The sequence below is a fragment of the Sphingomonas cremea genome, assembly GCF_021502585.1.
Taxonomy (GTDB): domain Bacteria; phylum Pseudomonadota; class Alphaproteobacteria; order Sphingomonadales; family Sphingomonadaceae; genus Sphingomicrobium; species Sphingomicrobium cremea.
The window spans coordinates 1,184,277-1,199,302 of sequence record NZ_JAKFGM010000001.1; the positions used below are offsets into that span (position 1 = coordinate 1,184,277).

General features: G+C 63.4%; 15 protein-coding genes. 5 read left to right on the forward strand and 10 right to left on the reverse strand.

Features of this window, described 5'->3' with window-relative positions; genetic code table 11:
* Positions 1 to 14: 14 nt before the first annotated feature.
* Complete coding sequence (locus tag LVY65_RS06130; RefSeq protein ID WP_235067096.1) at positions 15 to 200, forward strand: Flp family type IVb pilin; 186 nt, start codon at positions 15 to 17, stop codon at positions 198 to 200.
* Here the strand turns inward: LVY65_RS06130 and LVY65_RS06135 are convergent.
* From LVY65_RS06135 to LVY65_RS06155, 5 genes are all read right to left on the reverse strand, one after another.
* Complete coding sequence (locus tag LVY65_RS06135) at positions 197 to 1,669, reverse strand: M48 family metalloprotease (protein ID WP_235067097.1); 1,473 nt, start codon at positions 1,667 to 1,669, stop codon at positions 197 to 199. The genes LVY65_RS06130 and LVY65_RS06135 overlap by 4 nt on opposite strands.
* Before the next feature lie 71 nt (positions 1,670 to 1,740).
* Positions 1,741 to 2,682 carry an acetyl-CoA carboxylase carboxyltransferase subunit alpha gene (locus tag LVY65_RS06140; RefSeq protein WP_235067098.1) on the reverse strand — a complete coding sequence of 314 codons (942 nt, stop codon included), beginning with the start codon at positions 2,680 to 2,682 and terminating at the stop codon, positions 1,741 to 1,743.
* 27 nt (positions 2,683 to 2,709) lie between these two features.
* Entirely contained in the window at positions 2,710 to 3,615 is a 906-nt protein-coding gene (locus tag LVY65_RS06145) for a tyrosine recombinase (protein WP_328282487.1), read from the reverse strand.
* On the reverse strand, positions 3,612 to 5,408 hold the full coding sequence (locus tag LVY65_RS06150) for a hypothetical protein (protein WP_235067099.1): 1,797 nt from the start codon (positions 5,406 to 5,408) through the stop codon (positions 3,612 to 3,614). Before LVY65_RS06150 ends, LVY65_RS06145 begins: the two co-directional genes overlap by 4 nt.
* Positions 5,392 to 5,529: a hypothetical protein gene (locus LVY65_RS06155; protein WP_235067100.1), complete on the reverse strand. Its 138-nt coding sequence runs from the start codon at positions 5,527 to 5,529 to the stop codon at positions 5,392 to 5,394. The genes LVY65_RS06150 and LVY65_RS06155 overlap by 17 nt, the downstream gene beginning before the upstream one ends.
* A 74-nt stretch (positions 5,530 to 5,603) precedes the next feature.
* Here LVY65_RS06155 and LVY65_RS06160 point away from each other — a divergent pair, with 74 nt between their 5' ends.
* Together LVY65_RS06160 and aroB are read left to right on the forward strand one after the other, a co-directional pair.
* A complete protein-coding gene (locus LVY65_RS06160) occupies positions 5,604 to 6,143 on the forward strand; it encodes a shikimate kinase (RefSeq protein WP_235067101.1) in 540 nt (179 codons plus the stop codon).
* Positions 6,140 to 7,216, forward strand: a complete 1,077-nt coding sequence (gene aroB, locus LVY65_RS06165; protein ID WP_235067102.1) for a 3-dehydroquinate synthase — start codon at positions 6,140 to 6,142, stop codon at positions 7,214 to 7,216. Before LVY65_RS06160 ends, aroB begins: the two co-directional genes overlap by 4 nt.
* Here the strand turns inward: aroB and LVY65_RS06170 are convergent.
* The 5 genes from LVY65_RS06170 to radA are packed head-to-tail and all read right to left on the reverse strand — an operon-like array spanning position 7,213 to position 12,642.
* Positions 7,213 to 9,003, reverse strand: a complete 1,791-nt coding sequence (locus tag LVY65_RS06170; RefSeq protein ID WP_235067103.1) for a cation:proton antiporter domain-containing protein — start codon at positions 9,001 to 9,003, stop codon at positions 7,213 to 7,215. The genes aroB and LVY65_RS06170 overlap by 4 nt on opposite strands.
* On the reverse strand, positions 9,000 to 9,422 hold the full coding sequence (locus LVY65_RS06175; RefSeq protein WP_235067104.1) for an iron-sulfur cluster assembly scaffold protein: 423 nt from the start codon (positions 9,420 to 9,422) through the stop codon (positions 9,000 to 9,002). The genes LVY65_RS06170 and LVY65_RS06175 overlap by 4 nt, the downstream gene beginning before the upstream one ends.
* Positions 9,419 to 10,729, reverse strand: coding sequence for a cysteine--tRNA ligase (gene cysS, locus LVY65_RS06180; protein ID WP_235067105.1), 1,311 nt, complete (start codon positions 10,727 to 10,729; stop codon positions 9,419 to 9,421). Before cysS ends, LVY65_RS06175 begins: the two co-directional genes overlap by 4 nt.
* The gene (locus tag LVY65_RS06185; protein ID WP_235067106.1) at positions 10,726 to 11,235 is read right to left on the reverse strand and encodes a CvpA family protein; all 510 of its coding nucleotides are present in this window, start codon (positions 11,233 to 11,235) and stop codon (positions 10,726 to 10,728) included. Before LVY65_RS06185 ends, cysS begins: the two co-directional genes overlap by 4 nt.
* Before the next feature lie 42 nt (positions 11,236 to 11,277).
* Positions 11,278 to 12,642 (reverse strand): DNA repair protein RadA, encoded by a 1,365-nt coding sequence (gene radA / locus LVY65_RS06190; RefSeq protein WP_235067107.1) that lies wholly within the window; start codon positions 12,640 to 12,642, stop codon positions 11,278 to 11,280.
* Between the two features lie 64 nt (positions 12,643 to 12,706).
* On the opposite strand from radA, the gene LVY65_RS06195 reads away from it, so the two are divergent.
* Positions 12,707 to 13,984: an MFS transporter gene (locus LVY65_RS06195; protein WP_235067108.1), complete on the forward strand. Its 1,278-nt coding sequence runs from the start codon at positions 12,707 to 12,709 to the stop codon at positions 13,982 to 13,984.
* A 59-nt stretch (positions 13,985 to 14,043) separates the two neighbouring features.
* Positions 14,044 to 14,973, forward strand: coding sequence for a cysteine synthase A (cysK, locus tag LVY65_RS06200; RefSeq protein ID WP_235067109.1), 930 nt, complete (start codon positions 14,044 to 14,046; stop codon positions 14,971 to 14,973).
* The last annotated feature ends 53 nt before the right edge of the window (positions 14,974 to 15,026 follow it).

Below are 15,026 nucleotides of genomic sequence, written 5' to 3' on the forward strand. Positions count from 1 at the left end.
CAGAGGAGGGTAGCGTGCTCGCTGTCCGGACGATAGGTCGCAAGCTTCGCTCGGACAAGCGGGGCGTGACCGTTATAGAATATGGCTTGATCGTCGCCCTGATTGCGATTGCGATCATGGGCGCGCTCCGCTCTTTGGGCGGGGGAGCCGGTGGGATGTGGTCGAAGCTTGACCAGAAAGTTTCCGAAGCTTCGAACTAACTCTGCCGATTGCCGTAGACGACCAGCTTGACCTTCTGACCGGGGGTCAGCCGGCTGCTGGCGGCCAAGCCGTTAAGTGTCAGGAATCGATCCAGCTGAAAGTCCTTGTAAGCCATTCGTCCGGCAAGCGACTGGATTGTATCGCCCCTCCCCACTGTTACCACATCGATGATTCTCGGCCGAATAGCCAAAGCTTCGGCGGTGCTTATCCTTCGAAGCGAGTCGAACATTTGGGCGAACGGCGCCAGGCCCTGTCCTGCTTTGGTCAGGGTGACAAAGTGATAGATGGTGTTCGGGTCCCACTGATATGCGAAGACCCCAACATCGACTCCGCCTGAAGAGGTGTTGGCCCGCCCGACCACGTAGGATGCAGGGATTCCGTTGATTGTCGTCCGCTGCATCGGACCCATCGCAAGCTGCACGCGCCCGCCGGTGAGCTGCTGCAAGACCTGCGCGACATATGCGTCCATCCCGCCCGAGAAACGGCCGCCGGAGAATTGGGCCTGGCCGCCGGAGCCTTGAATCGTAACGGCGCGCGTCCCGTTCTGCATCAGATAGCCGGTGGGTACGTAAAACTGCAGTCTAAGGTCTGGATGAGTAAAGCTTCTGCCATCGATGACGCCCTGTGCAGGGTCGTCATCGACCATCACGCCATCCAGCTGCGCCAGGAACAGATCGCGATTGCGAATACCATTCCCGGCCCGACCGGTCTGACGCGCGATCTGCGCCGCCTGGGCCATACGATTCTCGCTCAAGGGATGGGTGCTTGCCCATTCCGGGGTCGAGCGGTTCTTGTCCCCCTGGATACGCGCCTCAAGGGCCGATGTGCTGGTCAGCTGGGCAAGCATCCCAGCACTGCCGTTTGGATCATATCCGGCCGCCGTCATGTATCGGATACCGAGTACGTCCGCCTGATATTCCTGATCGCGGGTGAAGCTCAGCAGCCGCAGCTTGGAAAATTGCTGCGCACTCTGAGAAATGAGCCCGCCAAAGGCATTGTTGCCCACCACCGCGCCAAGGATTTGCCCCAATACTCCGAGGATCGCAGTATTGTTTGCCGCCGAGCGTCGAGCCTGGGCATGATTGGCGGCGACGTGTCCGGTTTCATGGCCGACGACGAACGCCAGTTCGGACTCGTCGTTCATGATCCCCATCAACTGACGGGTGATGTAGACATAGCCGCCAGGCACGGCAAAAGCGTTCTCGACCGCACTATTCAGCGTTGTGAAGTGATAGACCTGGCCGGCATTTGCAGTGCCGGAATATGCCGCGATGCGACGTCCGACGCCTTCCACATAAGCGGCACGCGGGCCCGTCTCGGCACCGCCGAATTCCGCAAGTACCTCGCTATGCTGCTGGGCAGCTTCCTGGACGTCCCGCGGATTGAGGTAGCGGGGCTGCTGGACTTGCGCAGCAGCGGGCACGACGAACACCGCAGCCGCGGCGAGCAGGGAAAAAGGCGTACGCATCAATAACTCCATCGCCGACAGCGGATTTCCCGCGAATGAACGGAAATTCGGCAACGATGGTTCCGTGCGTGTTAGCCGATAGCTAGGAACTTGGCTCGGCGCTGATCGAGAATCTGGGCGCGATCCAATTTGGCCAGGCCATCCAATTCCTCGAGGATCGCCGCTTTCAGATTTCCAATCGCCTCTGCCGGCGCCCGGTGCGCTCCGCCCATTGGCTCGGGTACGATGCGATCCACCACTCCAAGCGCCTGCAAATCACCGGCAGTGACCCGCATCGCCTCGGCCGCATCGGCTGCCTTGTCCGCGGTCCTCCACAGGATCGAAGCACAGCCCTCTGGGGAAATGACCGAATAAACGGCGTGCTCGAACATCAGGACCCGGTTCGCCGCGGCGATCGCTACGGCTCCGCCCGATCCGCCCTCGCCCACGACTGCGGCGATCATCGGTACGCCCATGGCCAGGCATTGCTCGGTCGATCGGGCAATTGCCTCGGCCTGGCCGCGCTCTTCCGCCTGGACCCCCGGAAAGGCGCCCGACGTGTCGACCAGGCTGACGACGGGAAGGCCGAACCGGTCGGCCAGCTGCATCAGACGGATCGCTTTGCGGTACCCCTCCGGCTTGGCCATTCCGAAATTATGCTTGAGGCGGCTGGCGGTATCGTCGCCCTTTTCATGGCCGATCAGCATCACTCGCCGGCCCTCGATCCGCGCCAGTCCGCCGATAATCGCGGGATCGTCGGCGAAGGCTCGATCGCCGGCCAACGGCATGAAATCGTCTGTCAGCCCAGCGACATAATGTTTGAAGTGCGGACGTTCGGGGTGGCGGGCGACCTGGGTCTTTTGCCACGGCGACAGCTTGGCATAGGTCTCGCGCAGCAGTTTGTCGGACTTGGCCTCTAACCGCGCAACCTCGGGCTCGATGTCGATGTCACCGGCGGTGGCGGTGTCGCGCAACTCATTGATCCGCTGGTCGAGCGCAGCGATCGGCTTTTCAAATTCAAGATAGGTCAGCATTGGCGGCGCGGGGTAAGCGGCGGCGGCTCATCCGTCAACGCCAACGCCCTGGCCAATCCCGGTTGCCAGCGGATGGCGCGCATTCACCAGCTCTACCAGGCGCGCGGCATCGACATGGGTATAGATTTGGGTCGTTGCGATGTCCGCGTGACCGAGGAGGGACTGGAGCACGCGCAGGTCCGCGCCGCCGGCCAGCAGGTGAGTGGCAAAAGCATGACGGAGCACGTGCGGGCTGACACGATCCGGGGCGATCCCCGCCAGCGCCGCCATGGCACGGACGACCTGGAATAATCGGACCCTGCTCAAATGGGCCTTGCCGCTGGGGAACAGCCATGGACTGCCGTCGGGGACATGCGGCAGCCAGTTCTGCACCGCTTCGGCGGCGCGCGACGAAACGGGCACCAATCGCTCCTTATCCCCTTTGCCGCGAAGCATCAGGAATGGTTGGTTCGGCCGAACAGCGCGTCGCGGTAGGGAAACCAGCTCTGTCGCTCGAAGGCCGGAGCCGTACAGCAGTTCGAGCAAGGCCAGATTGCGAAGCGCCAGCGGCTCACCGCTCGCTGCGCGCTCTCCCATTGCCGCAAACATCGCCTCGACCTCGCCCGTATCGAGTATCCTGGGCAGTGGCCGCCGCAGGCTTGGGCGCGGCAATGCAGACGACGGATCGTCCGGGCGCAGTCCCTCATCGAGGAGGAAACCGTAAAAGCGGCGAAGTGCGGCGGAGCGCCGCGCAACGGTGGACGGCGCCAGATCGGCCCAGGCTTCGCCCAGCTGCGTCAATTCGCCGGTCCCGGCCTTTTCCAGTGAACCGATGGCCTCGACCGTGGACTCCAGATCCCGGCGGTAGGCGAGCAATGTATTGCGCGAGGCTCCAACCTCTGCCGCAAGCATGTCGCAGAAGCGATCGACCAGCGCCCGGTCGTCAGGTGTCACGTCCGCGCCAGCGCCTCAGCAGCGATCATTCTCGCCAGATAGTCCTGGCCGGTGCGCCGCAGGGCATTGACCGAATGATAAAGATATACCGCCTCGACCGTATCAAATTCGCGGCCCTGCAACGCGCTGGCCGACAGCAGCATGGCAGTGCCAGCCTGCCGGCGCTGCATGGCTCCGTCGATCATTCGCGACCATCCGGTTTGGGCGCCAAGGCCGAGCTTATATTTTGCGTTGAGCCTCCCGGCGGTCCGGGCATCGATCCTGCCTAGCCCCGCCAGGCCCGCGATCAGCAATGCCGTTCGATGCTTGTCCTCGCTTTGGTCGCGATCGGCAAATTCCTCGATCCGGGCAGCACCAATCCCGAGCGGGCGTGCATCTGGCGCGCCCAGCGCCAACATCGCCCATACCTTATCGGCCGGCTCGTCATCCATATCGCCAATCGTCCGCGCCCAGCGTGCGGCCTCGCGGTCAAATCCCCCGGCAAGCAGGGAAGCGACGAGGTCAGGCGCATCCGACTGAAGCTCGGCATCAGGCACCACGCGCCTAGCGGGCCGCGCCAGCAACACCTGGGCCGCTACTCGATCAAGCGGCGATTGGGCATTGCCCCAAATGACCCTCATCGCCGCAAGTCGCGCATCCAGGTCCTTGCCGATGAAGGCTAGCCTCAACTGCCAGGCGTCGGTTCCGCCCAACTCGTCGGGATCGGCGGAATCATAATAGGTCGAATAAAGATCCGTCAGCGACTGGCTCGAAAAAACACCGAGCGCCGCCGCGATCCGCGCCGCGGGCAACCGCTGGGCCGCCGAGAACATCGGCGCCCGGGCAAGCCACGCCTGGGTCTGAAGGCTCGACGCATTGATCAGCCGTTCCGGCGGCATCATGCCAGTCGCGGTAGATAGTCCATAGCGCCAGCTGTTGAGCCGATCGACCGGCTCCCACTCGATTGTCACCGCGCGCGACGTTTCGGCTCCGGCGCCGACGACCTTGTCGGCCAGGGAGAGGTCGATCCCGCCGACCCGGCCCCGGCGGCGCGCCGCCTCGATATCCGCTGCGGCCTGCTCGCCGTCGCCCGAAAGAGAGGCACAGATTGCCGCCACCACACCGGATACCCGGGGCTCCAGCTTTCCTAGCCTCTCTTCAAGGGGGCACATCGCCGATGGATCGCCGCTCGCCAATGCTGATTGAAGCGCGACCTGGCTCATCTTGGGGGTGAATCGATCGGTGTCGACACTCGCGATCAGCAACCGCGCGGCATCGGCCTCGCCCATTCGAAGCAGCAACCAGGCCCGTTCCGCTGCCCAATCCGCTGAATTGACGTCCGATGGGCCCGGCGTCTTTGCAAGCAGGACGTTGCGGAGGCCGATCTGCGCCCAGCGCGAAGCGAATGGAGTATCCATCCGCCGCATCAAAATCTCTAGCGCCCTGCCGCTCGCGGCGCCCCATGGCCTGATGCCGATTCCAACGGTTTCCGGGTCGAGCGTGCCTGCAAACCGTGGATCACGCCTCGAGAAATTGGGATATTCGACCTGACGCACGGGAGCCGCGGCTTGCGATTCCTCTCCGATCAGCGAATCGACCATTTCAACGATCGAGTCTTCGATCGACGGACGCCGGGATGCGGTCGAAGCGGCCGGTTGGCTTTCGTTCGTCGCCGGTTCCGGCGCCGGCGTCGCGGGGTCGCCGAAGCCAGGCGGCAAAATGGATTCCGGTCGATCCTGTGCGATCGCCGGGATGGCGATGGCAGCGACAAGCGCCGCCCCGCCGATCAAAAGTTGCTTAGTTTGCAGCGGCATTGCTTGAAACGTCGGCTTCCATCGTCTGTACCGGGACCTCTTCCGCACTCCGCGACAGCAGGAACATTCCGCCGACCAGCAGAAGCACAACGACAATCAGGAAAATCAGGCCTCGAGGCATGGTAACTCCGCTTCGGGTGGCATTAGGAGAAAGGCTTTTGCCCGACCTTGAGCCTCTATGTATAGCCCCGAACCGTGCAAAAGCTGACAGACCTACTTGATCGCCCCATTGTCCTCGTTGGGCTGATGGGCGCGGGAAAATCGACGGTTGGCCGCCGGCTTGCCAAGCGCCTTGGCCTACCGTTCGTCGACAGTGACGTCGAAATCGAGGAAGCGTCGGGGGCCACTACCGCGGATCTGTTCGAACGCTATGGCGAGCATGACTTTCGCGACGGCGAGCGACGGCTGGTCGCCCGGCTGGTCGAAGGAGACATTAGGGTCATCGCGACCGGAGGCGGCGCGTTCATCGATCCCCGCACCCGGCAGCTCCTCAACGAGCGCGCAATAACCATCTGGCTCGACGCACCGATTGAGGTGTTGGCGGAGCGCACGGCCCGGCGCGACAACCGGCCATTGCTGAAAAAGGGCAATCGGGCCGAGATCCTCGCCCGCCTCGCAGAGGAGCGCCACCACAGCTATTCCGAAGCGCAAATTCACGTCCGAAGCAGCAGTGGCGCCCACAGCGACGTTGTCGATGCAATTATCGCTGCAATTCGCGAGCATATCGGCGAATGACCGTTATCCGGGTCGACCTTCCCCAACGCAGTTATGAGGTGTTGATTGGTGCTGTCGAGGCCAGCATTGACCGGATTCAAGATCTCGCTCGCGGCACCGCACCGATCCTCGTCAGCGAACCGAGGGTGTTTGCCTTGCATGGAACGGCCATCGCCGACGCACTCGGCGCCGACCCAATTCTCGTGCCGGAGGGAGAATCAGCCAAGGATTGGACTAACCTTTACCAGCTGCTCGCCGGGCTCGCCGAGCGAAACGCATCCCGCGACACGCCAATCGTTGCGCTTGGTGGCGGAAGCGTCGGCGACCTCGCGGGGTTGGCGGCGGCGTTGTTCAAGCGCGGCTGCCCGATCGTCCATCTGCCAACGACGCTGCTCGCACAGGCTGATAGCGCGATCGGTGGCAAGACCGCGATTGACGCATTTGGCGAAAAGAATCTCATCGGCACGTTTCACCAGCCTGCGCTGGTCGTTGCTGACCCCGCTTTCCTCGATACATTGGATCCCACGCAACTTCGCTCAGGCTATGCCGAAGTCGTCAAATATGGCCTGATCGACGATCCCGCCTTCTTCGCATGGTGCGAGGCAAACGGCCGGGGCGTCCTCGCCGGACATCGGGATCTTCGCCATCAGGCGATTACCAGCGCTGTCCGGGCCAAGGCTCGGATCGTTGTGGAAGATTTCGAAGACCGCCGCGGCAGGCGGGCATTGCTCAATCTTGGCCATAGCTTCGGCCATGCAATCGAGGCCGAGCGAGGAATCGGTGCCATGCTTCACGGAGAGGCAGTTGCCCTGGGCATCGTCCTCGCCTTCCGCTTGTCGTCAGAGCTTGGAATTTGCCCGGCAACCGATACGGAACGGGTCGCCAGCCACTTCTCCGCCTGCGGCTTGCCAACACGCCTCGCAGACATCGGCCTGAGCAAGCGCGGAATGGAACTCACTCGCTGGATTGGCCGCGACAAGAAGAATAGTGCGGGCCGCTGCGCCTTGGTTCTCACCCGCGGGATCGGGCGCGCGTTCCTTGAGCAGGCCGTCGACACACAGCGCCTTGCGGCATTTCTCGATAGCGCTTCCTAAGCTTCAACGTCCGGGAGCGCCCGGTCAGGAGAGAAGGATCGTTCAAGCCCTGCTCGCAAGTCTCCCGTGGCGCTTTGACGTTCAAGTCGCTCGCAATCGCGCAGCCGATACTCCCGGTCGACCCGCTCGACCTCGTCCTGCGCCATTCCGACCGCCTTCAGCGCCGCCCGGCCCATGGTCACGGCACTTTCGAACAACTCGCGCTGCGCGAAATTCAGGTCGAGCCCGTCAAATGACATGAGGTGCACTCGGTCATAGGCACGCAGCATCACCGCTGCCTGCGGGAACGCCTCCAGCACTCGCGCAACCGCCTCGCGCGTCAGGCCTCCGTCCTTATTGTCGTTACAAAAGAGGATGGCCTTCGCGGTCTCTGCGCCCGCGATGCGCAGCAAATCGAGCCGCATCCCGTCACCATAATAGACCTTCGTGCCAAAGCTTCCGGCGGTCTCGATCATCTCCGGTTCTTTGTCGATCAGAGTCACGCCGACGCCTTTGGCCATCAGCATTTGCGCCGCGGTCTGCCCGAAGCGGCCATAACCGACCACGATGACACTGGTTTCTGGCGACAATTCCGGTCCTTCCAGGCCTTCACCGCCCCGCTCCTCTCGCCGTTCCAGCCAGTCGATGAAGCGCATCAGGAATGGCGTCGTCGCCATCGACAGCGTCACCACGGCCCCAAATAACGAGGCGGCTTCAGGAAGGATCAGCTGTGCGCTTGCCGCCTGGGCGAACAGAACAAATCCAAATTCGCCCGCCTGGCTGAGAAGCAGCCCAAGCCTGAAGCTCCGCGGCCAGCTATTTCCGAAAGTGCGCGCCAATCCGGCAATGATCAGCCCCTTGATGACGATCACCGCCAGCGCCATCCCGACCACCAGCAGGGGCCTCGCGGCGATTGTCGCAAGGTCGAGCAGCATTCCGACCGCCAGGAAGAACAGGCCGAGCAAGATCGATCGGAACGGCTCGACATCGCTTTCCAGCTCGTGGCGATAGGGCGATTCGGCCAGCATCACGCCGGCGATGAATGCGCCGAGGGCAACCGACAGGCCGAGCATATGCATCAGCGCCGACGCGGCGATGACCGTGAACAGACCGGCGACTACGAACAACTCCCGCTCGCCAAGCCGGCCGATCAGCCGAAACATCGGATTGAGCACCAGCCGTCCGACTGCCACCAGCGTGAAAATCGCCCCCAATGTATACAGCGCGAGCGTCCAGCCGCTCGGGTCGCTTGGATCGCGCGGCACCCGGGACATTGCCGATACGATGGTGATCAGCGGGACAATCGACAGGTCCTGGAACAGAAGGATTGAAAAGGCCCGCTCGCCCTGCGGCGTGTTTAGCTCATTGTCCGATCGCAGCATCGGCAACACCTGGGCGGTCGACGAAAGCGCCAGTGGCAGGCCCAACGCCAGGGCGGCGGCCGGCGTGACCGACAAAGCCAGATGGATGAACAGGCTGAGTGCCAGTCCGCACAGCACGACCTGGACCAGGCCCAGCCCGAATATATCCTTGCGCAGGCGCCACAATCGACTGGGTTGCAGTTCCAGGCCGACGATGAACAACAGCAGCGCGATACCGATTTCGGATATGCTCGCCATCTGCTCTGGATCGGCGATGAGCCCGAGCACCTGCGGCCCGATCAATATTCCGCCGACGATATAGCCCAGGGTCGCGCCTAGCCCGAGCTTGCGGAACAGCATGACGAAAACCAGCGCGGTGCCGAGCATGATCGCCCCGCCTTCAAGCATCGTACTGGTCGTTTGCAGTGCCTGGACCTCCGCGCTCATCGCTCCTCCTCGATTGCCGCGAGTAGCGCCCGGAACGGCAGAAGAATCGCTCCGTGCCGTCCCTTGCGGGACAGAGCGGGCGCCAGCGCCTCGAGGCCGGGCCATGCGGTCGGAAGGTCGCCCTTGCCTGCGAGCCAGGCCTCGAGCTCGGCTAGTCCCAACGCAATCTCCTCCGCGCTCCGGCCCATTGCGTGGCCGCCCATCAATGCCGCCGACGCTTGTCCATAAGCGCAGGCCTCTACCGCCTGACGCAGCCTCTTCACCCGGTCCGCCCAATCGAGCTCAACCGCGACCCGCATCCGGCTGCCGCAAGTCGGAGAGCGTCGCTCGGACGCTACTTCCAGTTCTTCGAACGGTACAAGGTAGGGAATCGCCGCCGCCAGGCGCAGAATTTCACGAGTATAGGGCGGCGCATTCATTCCCTGCGCCATGTGGTGCCGGAGGCGCTGTCCTCCAACAGCACGCCTTCGGCCTTCAGCTCATCACGGATCCGGTCGGCTTCGGCGAAATCGCGCCGCGCCTTTGCGGCGGTCCGCGCCGCAATTCGCTCTTCGATATCGCCGGCGTCGCCCTTGCCCTGGAACCATTCCTCCGTGCTCATCGACAGCAAGCCAAGCAGCTGCGCGGATGCCTTGAGCGAACCCGGATCTTCAATCGCCACCAGCCTGGACAAGGCCAAAGGCGTGTTGAGATCGTCGGCCAACGCTTCGGCCACGCCACGATCGACCTCGCCCGAGCTAGCATCGCCTGCTGCGCGATAGAGCCGGTCGAGTGTCGTCTTGGATTGCGCAATCAAGCCTTCGGTCCAGGGCAGCGGCTGCCTGTAATGCGCTGACAGCAACGCTAGCCTCAGCACTTCGCCGCGATGGCCGTCATGCAATAGCTGATCGACCGTGATCACATTGCCGAGCGACTTGGACATCTTCTCCGCGCCCATGTCGACGAAGCCGTTGTGCACCCAATATCGCGCCAGCGGCTTGCCATCATGGGCGCAACGGCTCTGCGCTATCTCATTCTCATGGTGAGGAAAGATGAGGTCGAGCCCCCCTCCGTGGATATCGATGGTCTCGCCGAGGTGAGAGCGGATCATGGCCGAGCACTCGATATGCCAGCCCGGCCGCCCGCATCCCCACGGGCTGTCCCAGCCGATCACTCCATCGCCACTCGGCTTCCACATCACAAAGTCGGCCGGATCTCGCTTGTAGGGGGCCACCTCGACCCGTGCCCCCGCCAGCATCGCCTCGCGGTCACGCCGCGACAGGGCGCCATAGTCGGGATCGCTCGGGACATGGAACAGCACATGACCTTCCGCCTCATAGGCATGGCCCTTGGCGATCAGTTCCTCGATCATCGCCACCATCGGCCCGATTTCCTGGGTCGCGTGCGGCGCGATGGTCGGCGGCACGACGCCCAGCGCACCCATGTCCTCTAGGTAGAAGCGCTCATACCTCTCGGTGATAACTGAGGTGTCGACGCCTTCGTCGCTCGCCGAGGCAATGATCTTGTCGTCAACGTCGGTGACGTTGCGCGCATAGATCACCTCGGCGTCCGGATACTCATGCTCCAATACTCGTCGCAGCAAGTCGAACACCACCGCAGGCCGAGCATTGCCGATATGGGCGCGGCCGTAGACGGTTGGTCCGCACACATACATGGTGATGCGCTTCGGATCCTGCGGCTCGAACTCGCGCTTTGCCCGCGCCAGTGTGTCATGCAGGCGGATCACAGCTCTACTCCCGGGTGCCGCCGCGTCTCGACCCAGTCGACCACCGCGCGGCCGGTCGCGTTCAATAGCGGATAGGTGCGCGAACTGGTCATCCACTCGGGGCGGTCGGCATCGCCGCCATAAATCATGTCGGTCGCAAGGTTGGCGAGCAGGAAGAACAGGGTCGCCCCGATCATCCCCTTGAGCATCCCGAAACCGCCACCGAGCAGCCGATCGACAGGACCCAGTACCGATTTTCGGGCCCTTCCCCCGATCGCCCGGGCAAAAAGCTTCACGGCGATATAGGCCGGCAGGAACAGCAGCGCGAAGGCAACCGCACTGGCCCCGGCCTCGGTTCCCACCGTCTCGACCAACCGCTCCTGGAGCGGCGTATGGAACAGCTTTAGCGCGGCAATTCCCGCCACCCAGGCGAGCAGTGCCAGCACCTCATGGGTAAAGCCCCTGACGAAACCGATTAGGGCGGCTCCGCCCAGCAACAGGATGACGAAGATATCGAGCGCAGTCATATCGGTTCCGGCTAGCGTCCCGCGCGGCCCTCCGCCAGCCCCCTATCGGCCGAGAATCTGATCGACCAGCTCGCGAAGCCGGTCGAAGCGGGTCAGAGCAATGCCGCTGGGGCCTTCGGTTCCCTTTGGCACCCACGCCCGGTCAAAGCCCAGCTTCGCCGCTTCCTTCAGGCGCAAGCCGGCATGAGCTACGGGCCGGACTTCGCCCGATAGAGCGACTTCCCCCATGACCACCGCATCCTGCGGCACCGGCCGCTCGCTCATCGCCGAGACCAGCGCCGCCGCCACCGCAAGGTCAGCCGCCGGATCGCTCAGCCGATAGCCGCCTGCGATGTTGAGATATACCTCGGTAGTGGCAAAGCTAATCCCGCAACGCGCCTCCAGAACGGCAAGGATCATCGCCAACCGGCCGCTGTCCCAGCCCACCGCCGCCCGGCGCGGCGTCGCCCCGCTTGCCAGCCTGACCGTTAGGGCCTGTATCTCGACCAGTACCGGACGCGTCCCTTCCAGCGCCGGAAATACGCTGGTCCCGCTAACCGCCTCGCCGCGCTGCGTCAGGAACAGCGCCGACGGGTTGGGGACCTGCTTCAGTCCACCGCCCTCCATCGCGAATACGCCGATCTCATCGGTCCCGCCAAAGCGGTTCTTGGCGGCGCGCAGGATCCGATATTGGTGGCTGCGCTCGCCTTCGAAGCCGAGCACCGTGTCGACCATATGCTCGAGCACTCGCGGACCCGCGATGGTTCCGTCCTTGGTGACATGACCGACCAGCACCACCGCCGTGCCCCGCTCCTTGGCGAAGCGCACCAGCTCCTGGGCCGATGCGCGCACCTGGCTGACCGTCCCGGGCGCCCCTTCGATCAAGTCGCTGTGCATGGTCTGGATCGAATCGATGACCAGCAATGCCGGTGACTCGCCGGTAGTGACGGTCGTCAATATGTCGCGCACCGAAGTTGCCGCCGCCAGCTGGACCGGCGCCCCTCCAAGCCCCAGCCGGATCGCGCGAAGTCGCACCTGGTCGACCGCTTCCTCGCCCGAAACATAGACCACCCTGCGCTCTGCAGCAGCGAGCTCCGCAGCTATTTGCAGCAACAGCGTCGACTTACCGATGCCCGGATCGCCGCCCAGCAGCATCGCCGATCCGGGCACGATTCCGCCGCCTATCGCGCGGTCGAACTCCGCAATTCCCGTCCGCATCCGGTCGGGCAACGCCACAACAGCGTCCAGCCCGACCAGATCAACCGCCCGCCCGCCGGAGCGTAGATCATGCTTGGCCGAAAATACCGTCGGCGCACTCGCTTCCTGGACCAGCGTGTTCCATTCCGCGCAGTCGGGGCATTGCCCCTGCCATCGATGCTGTTCCGAACCGCACGCCTGGCAGACATATCGACTTTTGAGCTTGGCCATGAAGCTGTTGCTAGCGGCCCGCCGCTCGGTTGCCTAGCGCGCTTGCCATCGCTACCGCGCGCCGATGTCCTTGATCCCCGAACCGCTACGGATTCCCGATTTTCGAGCCTTCTGGTTGGCGCGGTTGACCACGACGATCGGTCAGATGGCGATGGTGATCGTGATTGGCTGGCAGGTCTACGATATTGCCCGCTCCACCATGGAAATTCGCGAAGCCGCATTTCAGCTGGGGCTGATCGGGCTGGTCCAGTTCGTCCCATTGTTTGTCCTGACGCCGGTAAGCGGCTGGGTTGCCGACCGGCTCGACCGGCGTCATGTCGCCCGGGCGGTTATCCTCCTCGAACTTGTCTGCGCCCTTATCCTGTTCGGCGCGACTTGGGGCGGGTTCATCAGCCTGCCTATCCTGTTCGGTGTGGCCGCGCTGCTCGGCGTCGCCCGCGCCTTTGCCGGCCCCGCGCTTGGCGCCATGGCGCCCAATCTGGTGCCGCGCGAAATATTGCCCAACGCCATCGCGCTCAGCTCGACGGCCTGGCAGGCTGGGGCGATCCTCGGCCCTGCGCTCGGCGGCATACTTTACGACGTCTTACCCCACCTGCCTTATGCCTTGAGCGCATTCCTGTTCGCATTCTCCGCCCTGTGTTTGTTCACGATACGGCCGATCCCCCGATCGGCCCTGAAGCCCGGTACCCCCTGGCAGCAAATGGTCGACGGCCTGGCCTATGTCCGCCGCAATCGCCTCGTTCTCGGCGCAATCACCCTCGATCTGTTCGCTGTGCTGCTTGGCGGCGTCACGGCAATGCTTCCGCTCTATGCGCGCGACATCCTGCAGGTCGGCGCGGACGGCCTTGGTCCGCTCCGGGCGGCGCCGGCCGCAGGCGCGACGCTAACAGCCATCTTCTTCTCTGTGAGACCGCTTCGCACCGATGTGGGCGTCAAGATGCTAACCGCGGTCGTGGTGTTCGGGGCGGCTACCGCCGTATTTGGCCTCTCCAAATCCTATTTCCTGTCGCTGGCGATGCTCGCCCTGCTCGGCGGCGCCGACATGTTCTCGGTCTATATTCGCCAGTCGCTCATTCAGCTGCACACGCCCGACGAAATGCGCGGCCGGGTCGCAGCTGCCTCCACGCTGGCAATTTCCGCGTCGAACGAGCTTGGGGAAACCCGCAGCGGGTTCACGGCTGCATTGCTCGGACCCGTGGCCGCCACAGTCGCTGGGGGCGTGGCCGCAATCTGCGTGACCTTGCTTTGGGCCTTGTGGTTCCCGGAGCTGCGTCGCGCCCGCAGCTTCGCATTGACAGATCCGCCCCCTGAGGAAGCGACCGTGATATCCGGAGGCGCCTGACCGCTTGCAACCGGCTTCGGCCCGCCCGATGGTGCTACAGCTGAAAAGGAGACGATAGCATGAAGGCCGCCAACGTCCTCGAAACCATCGGCAACACGCCCCACATCCGCATCAACCGCCTGTTCGACGGAAAGGCGGAAGTCTGGATCAAGTCGGAACGATCCAATCCGGCAGCGTCGATCAAGGATCGAATTGCATTGTCGATGGTCGACGATGCCGAGCGGTCGGGAAAGCTCAAGCCCGGAGGGGTGATCGTCGAGCCCACAAGCGGCAACACCGGCATCGGTCTCGCCATGGTCGCCGCAGTCAAGGGTTATCGCTTGATCCTGGTCATGCCTGACAGCATGTCGATCGAGCGGCGCAGGCTGATGCTCGCATTCGGCGCGGAATTCGATCTCACACCGCGTGAAAAGGGAATGAAGGGTGCGATCGCCCGGGCACAGGAAATCGTCGATGAAACACCCGGCGCCTGGATGCCACAACAGTTCGATAATCCCGCCAATGTCGACGTCCATGTTCGGACCACGGCCCAGGAAATATTGAGCGACTTTCGCGACCAACCAATCGATGTGCTGATCACCGGCGTCGGTACCGGCGGCCACATCACCGGGTGCGCGCGGGTGCTGAAGCAGGCCTGGCCTTCGCTAAAGGTTTTTGCAGTCGAACCGACGCTGTCGCCGGTTATTTCGGGCGGGGCGCCCTCTCCACACCCGATCCAGGGCATCGGCGCCGGCTTCATCCCGGTGAACCTGGATGTCTCAGTGCTCGACGGCGTCATCCAGGTCGCGCCTGAAGATGCCAAGGAAATGGCGCGCCGCTCCGCAAGGGAAGAGGGCTTGCTGGTAGGGATATCCTCCGGAGCAACCCTATCGGCGATTGCCCAGAAGCTGCCGGAGCTCGGCAAAAATCCGCGGGTTTTGGGCTTCAACTACGACACCGGCGAACGCTATCTGTCAGTGCCGGATTTCCTTCCCGAAGAACAAGGTTAAAGGACCGAAAACCGCCTCCATTTGACCGTCCGTTAATCCTTTGCCGTTAATCC

What these genes read in the sequence shown, in the direction of transcription:
- LVY65_RS06175 (WP_235067104.1), bottom strand. Translation starts at nt 9,422, where the DNA reads ATGAATGCGCCGCCCTATACTCGTGAAATTCTGCGCCTGGCGGCGGCG.
- LVY65_RS06170 (WP_235067103.1), bottom strand. Translation starts at nt 9,003, where the DNA reads ATGAGCGCGGAGGTCCAGGCACTGCAAACGACCAGTACGATGCTTGAA.
- LVY65_RS06140 (WP_235067098.1), bottom strand. Translation starts at nt 2,682, where the DNA reads ATGCTGACCTATCTTGAATTTGAAAAGCCGATCGCTGCGCTCGACCAG.
- LVY65_RS06135 (WP_235067097.1), bottom strand. Translation starts at nt 1,669, where the DNA reads ATGCGTACGCCTTTTTCCCTGCTCGCCGCGGCTGCGGTGTTCGTCGTG.
- aroB (WP_235067102.1), top strand. Translation starts at nt 6,140, where the DNA reads ATGACCGTTATCCGGGTCGACCTTCCCCAACGCAGTTATGAGGTGTTG.
- LVY65_RS06150 (WP_235067099.1), bottom strand. Translation starts at nt 5,408, where the DNA reads ATGCCGCTGCAAACTAAGCAACTTTTGATCGGCGGGGCGGCGCTTGTC.
- cysK (WP_235067109.1), top strand. Translation starts at nt 14,044, where the DNA reads ATGAAGGCCGCCAACGTCCTCGAAACCATCGGCAACACGCCCCACATC.
- LVY65_RS06195 (WP_235067108.1), top strand. Translation starts at nt 12,707, where the DNA reads ATGTCCTTGATCCCCGAACCGCTACGGATTCCCGATTTTCGAGCCTTC.
- LVY65_RS06185 (WP_235067106.1), bottom strand. Translation starts at nt 11,235, where the DNA reads ATGACTGCGCTCGATATCTTCGTCATCCTGTTGCTGGGCGGAGCCGCC.
- LVY65_RS06155 (WP_235067100.1), bottom strand. Translation starts at nt 5,529, where the DNA reads ATGCCTCGAGGCCTGATTTTCCTGATTGTCGTTGTGCTTCTGCTGGTC.
- radA (WP_235067107.1), bottom strand. Translation starts at nt 12,642, where the DNA reads ATGGCCAAGCTCAAAAGTCGATATGTCTGCCAGGCGTGCGGTTCGGAA.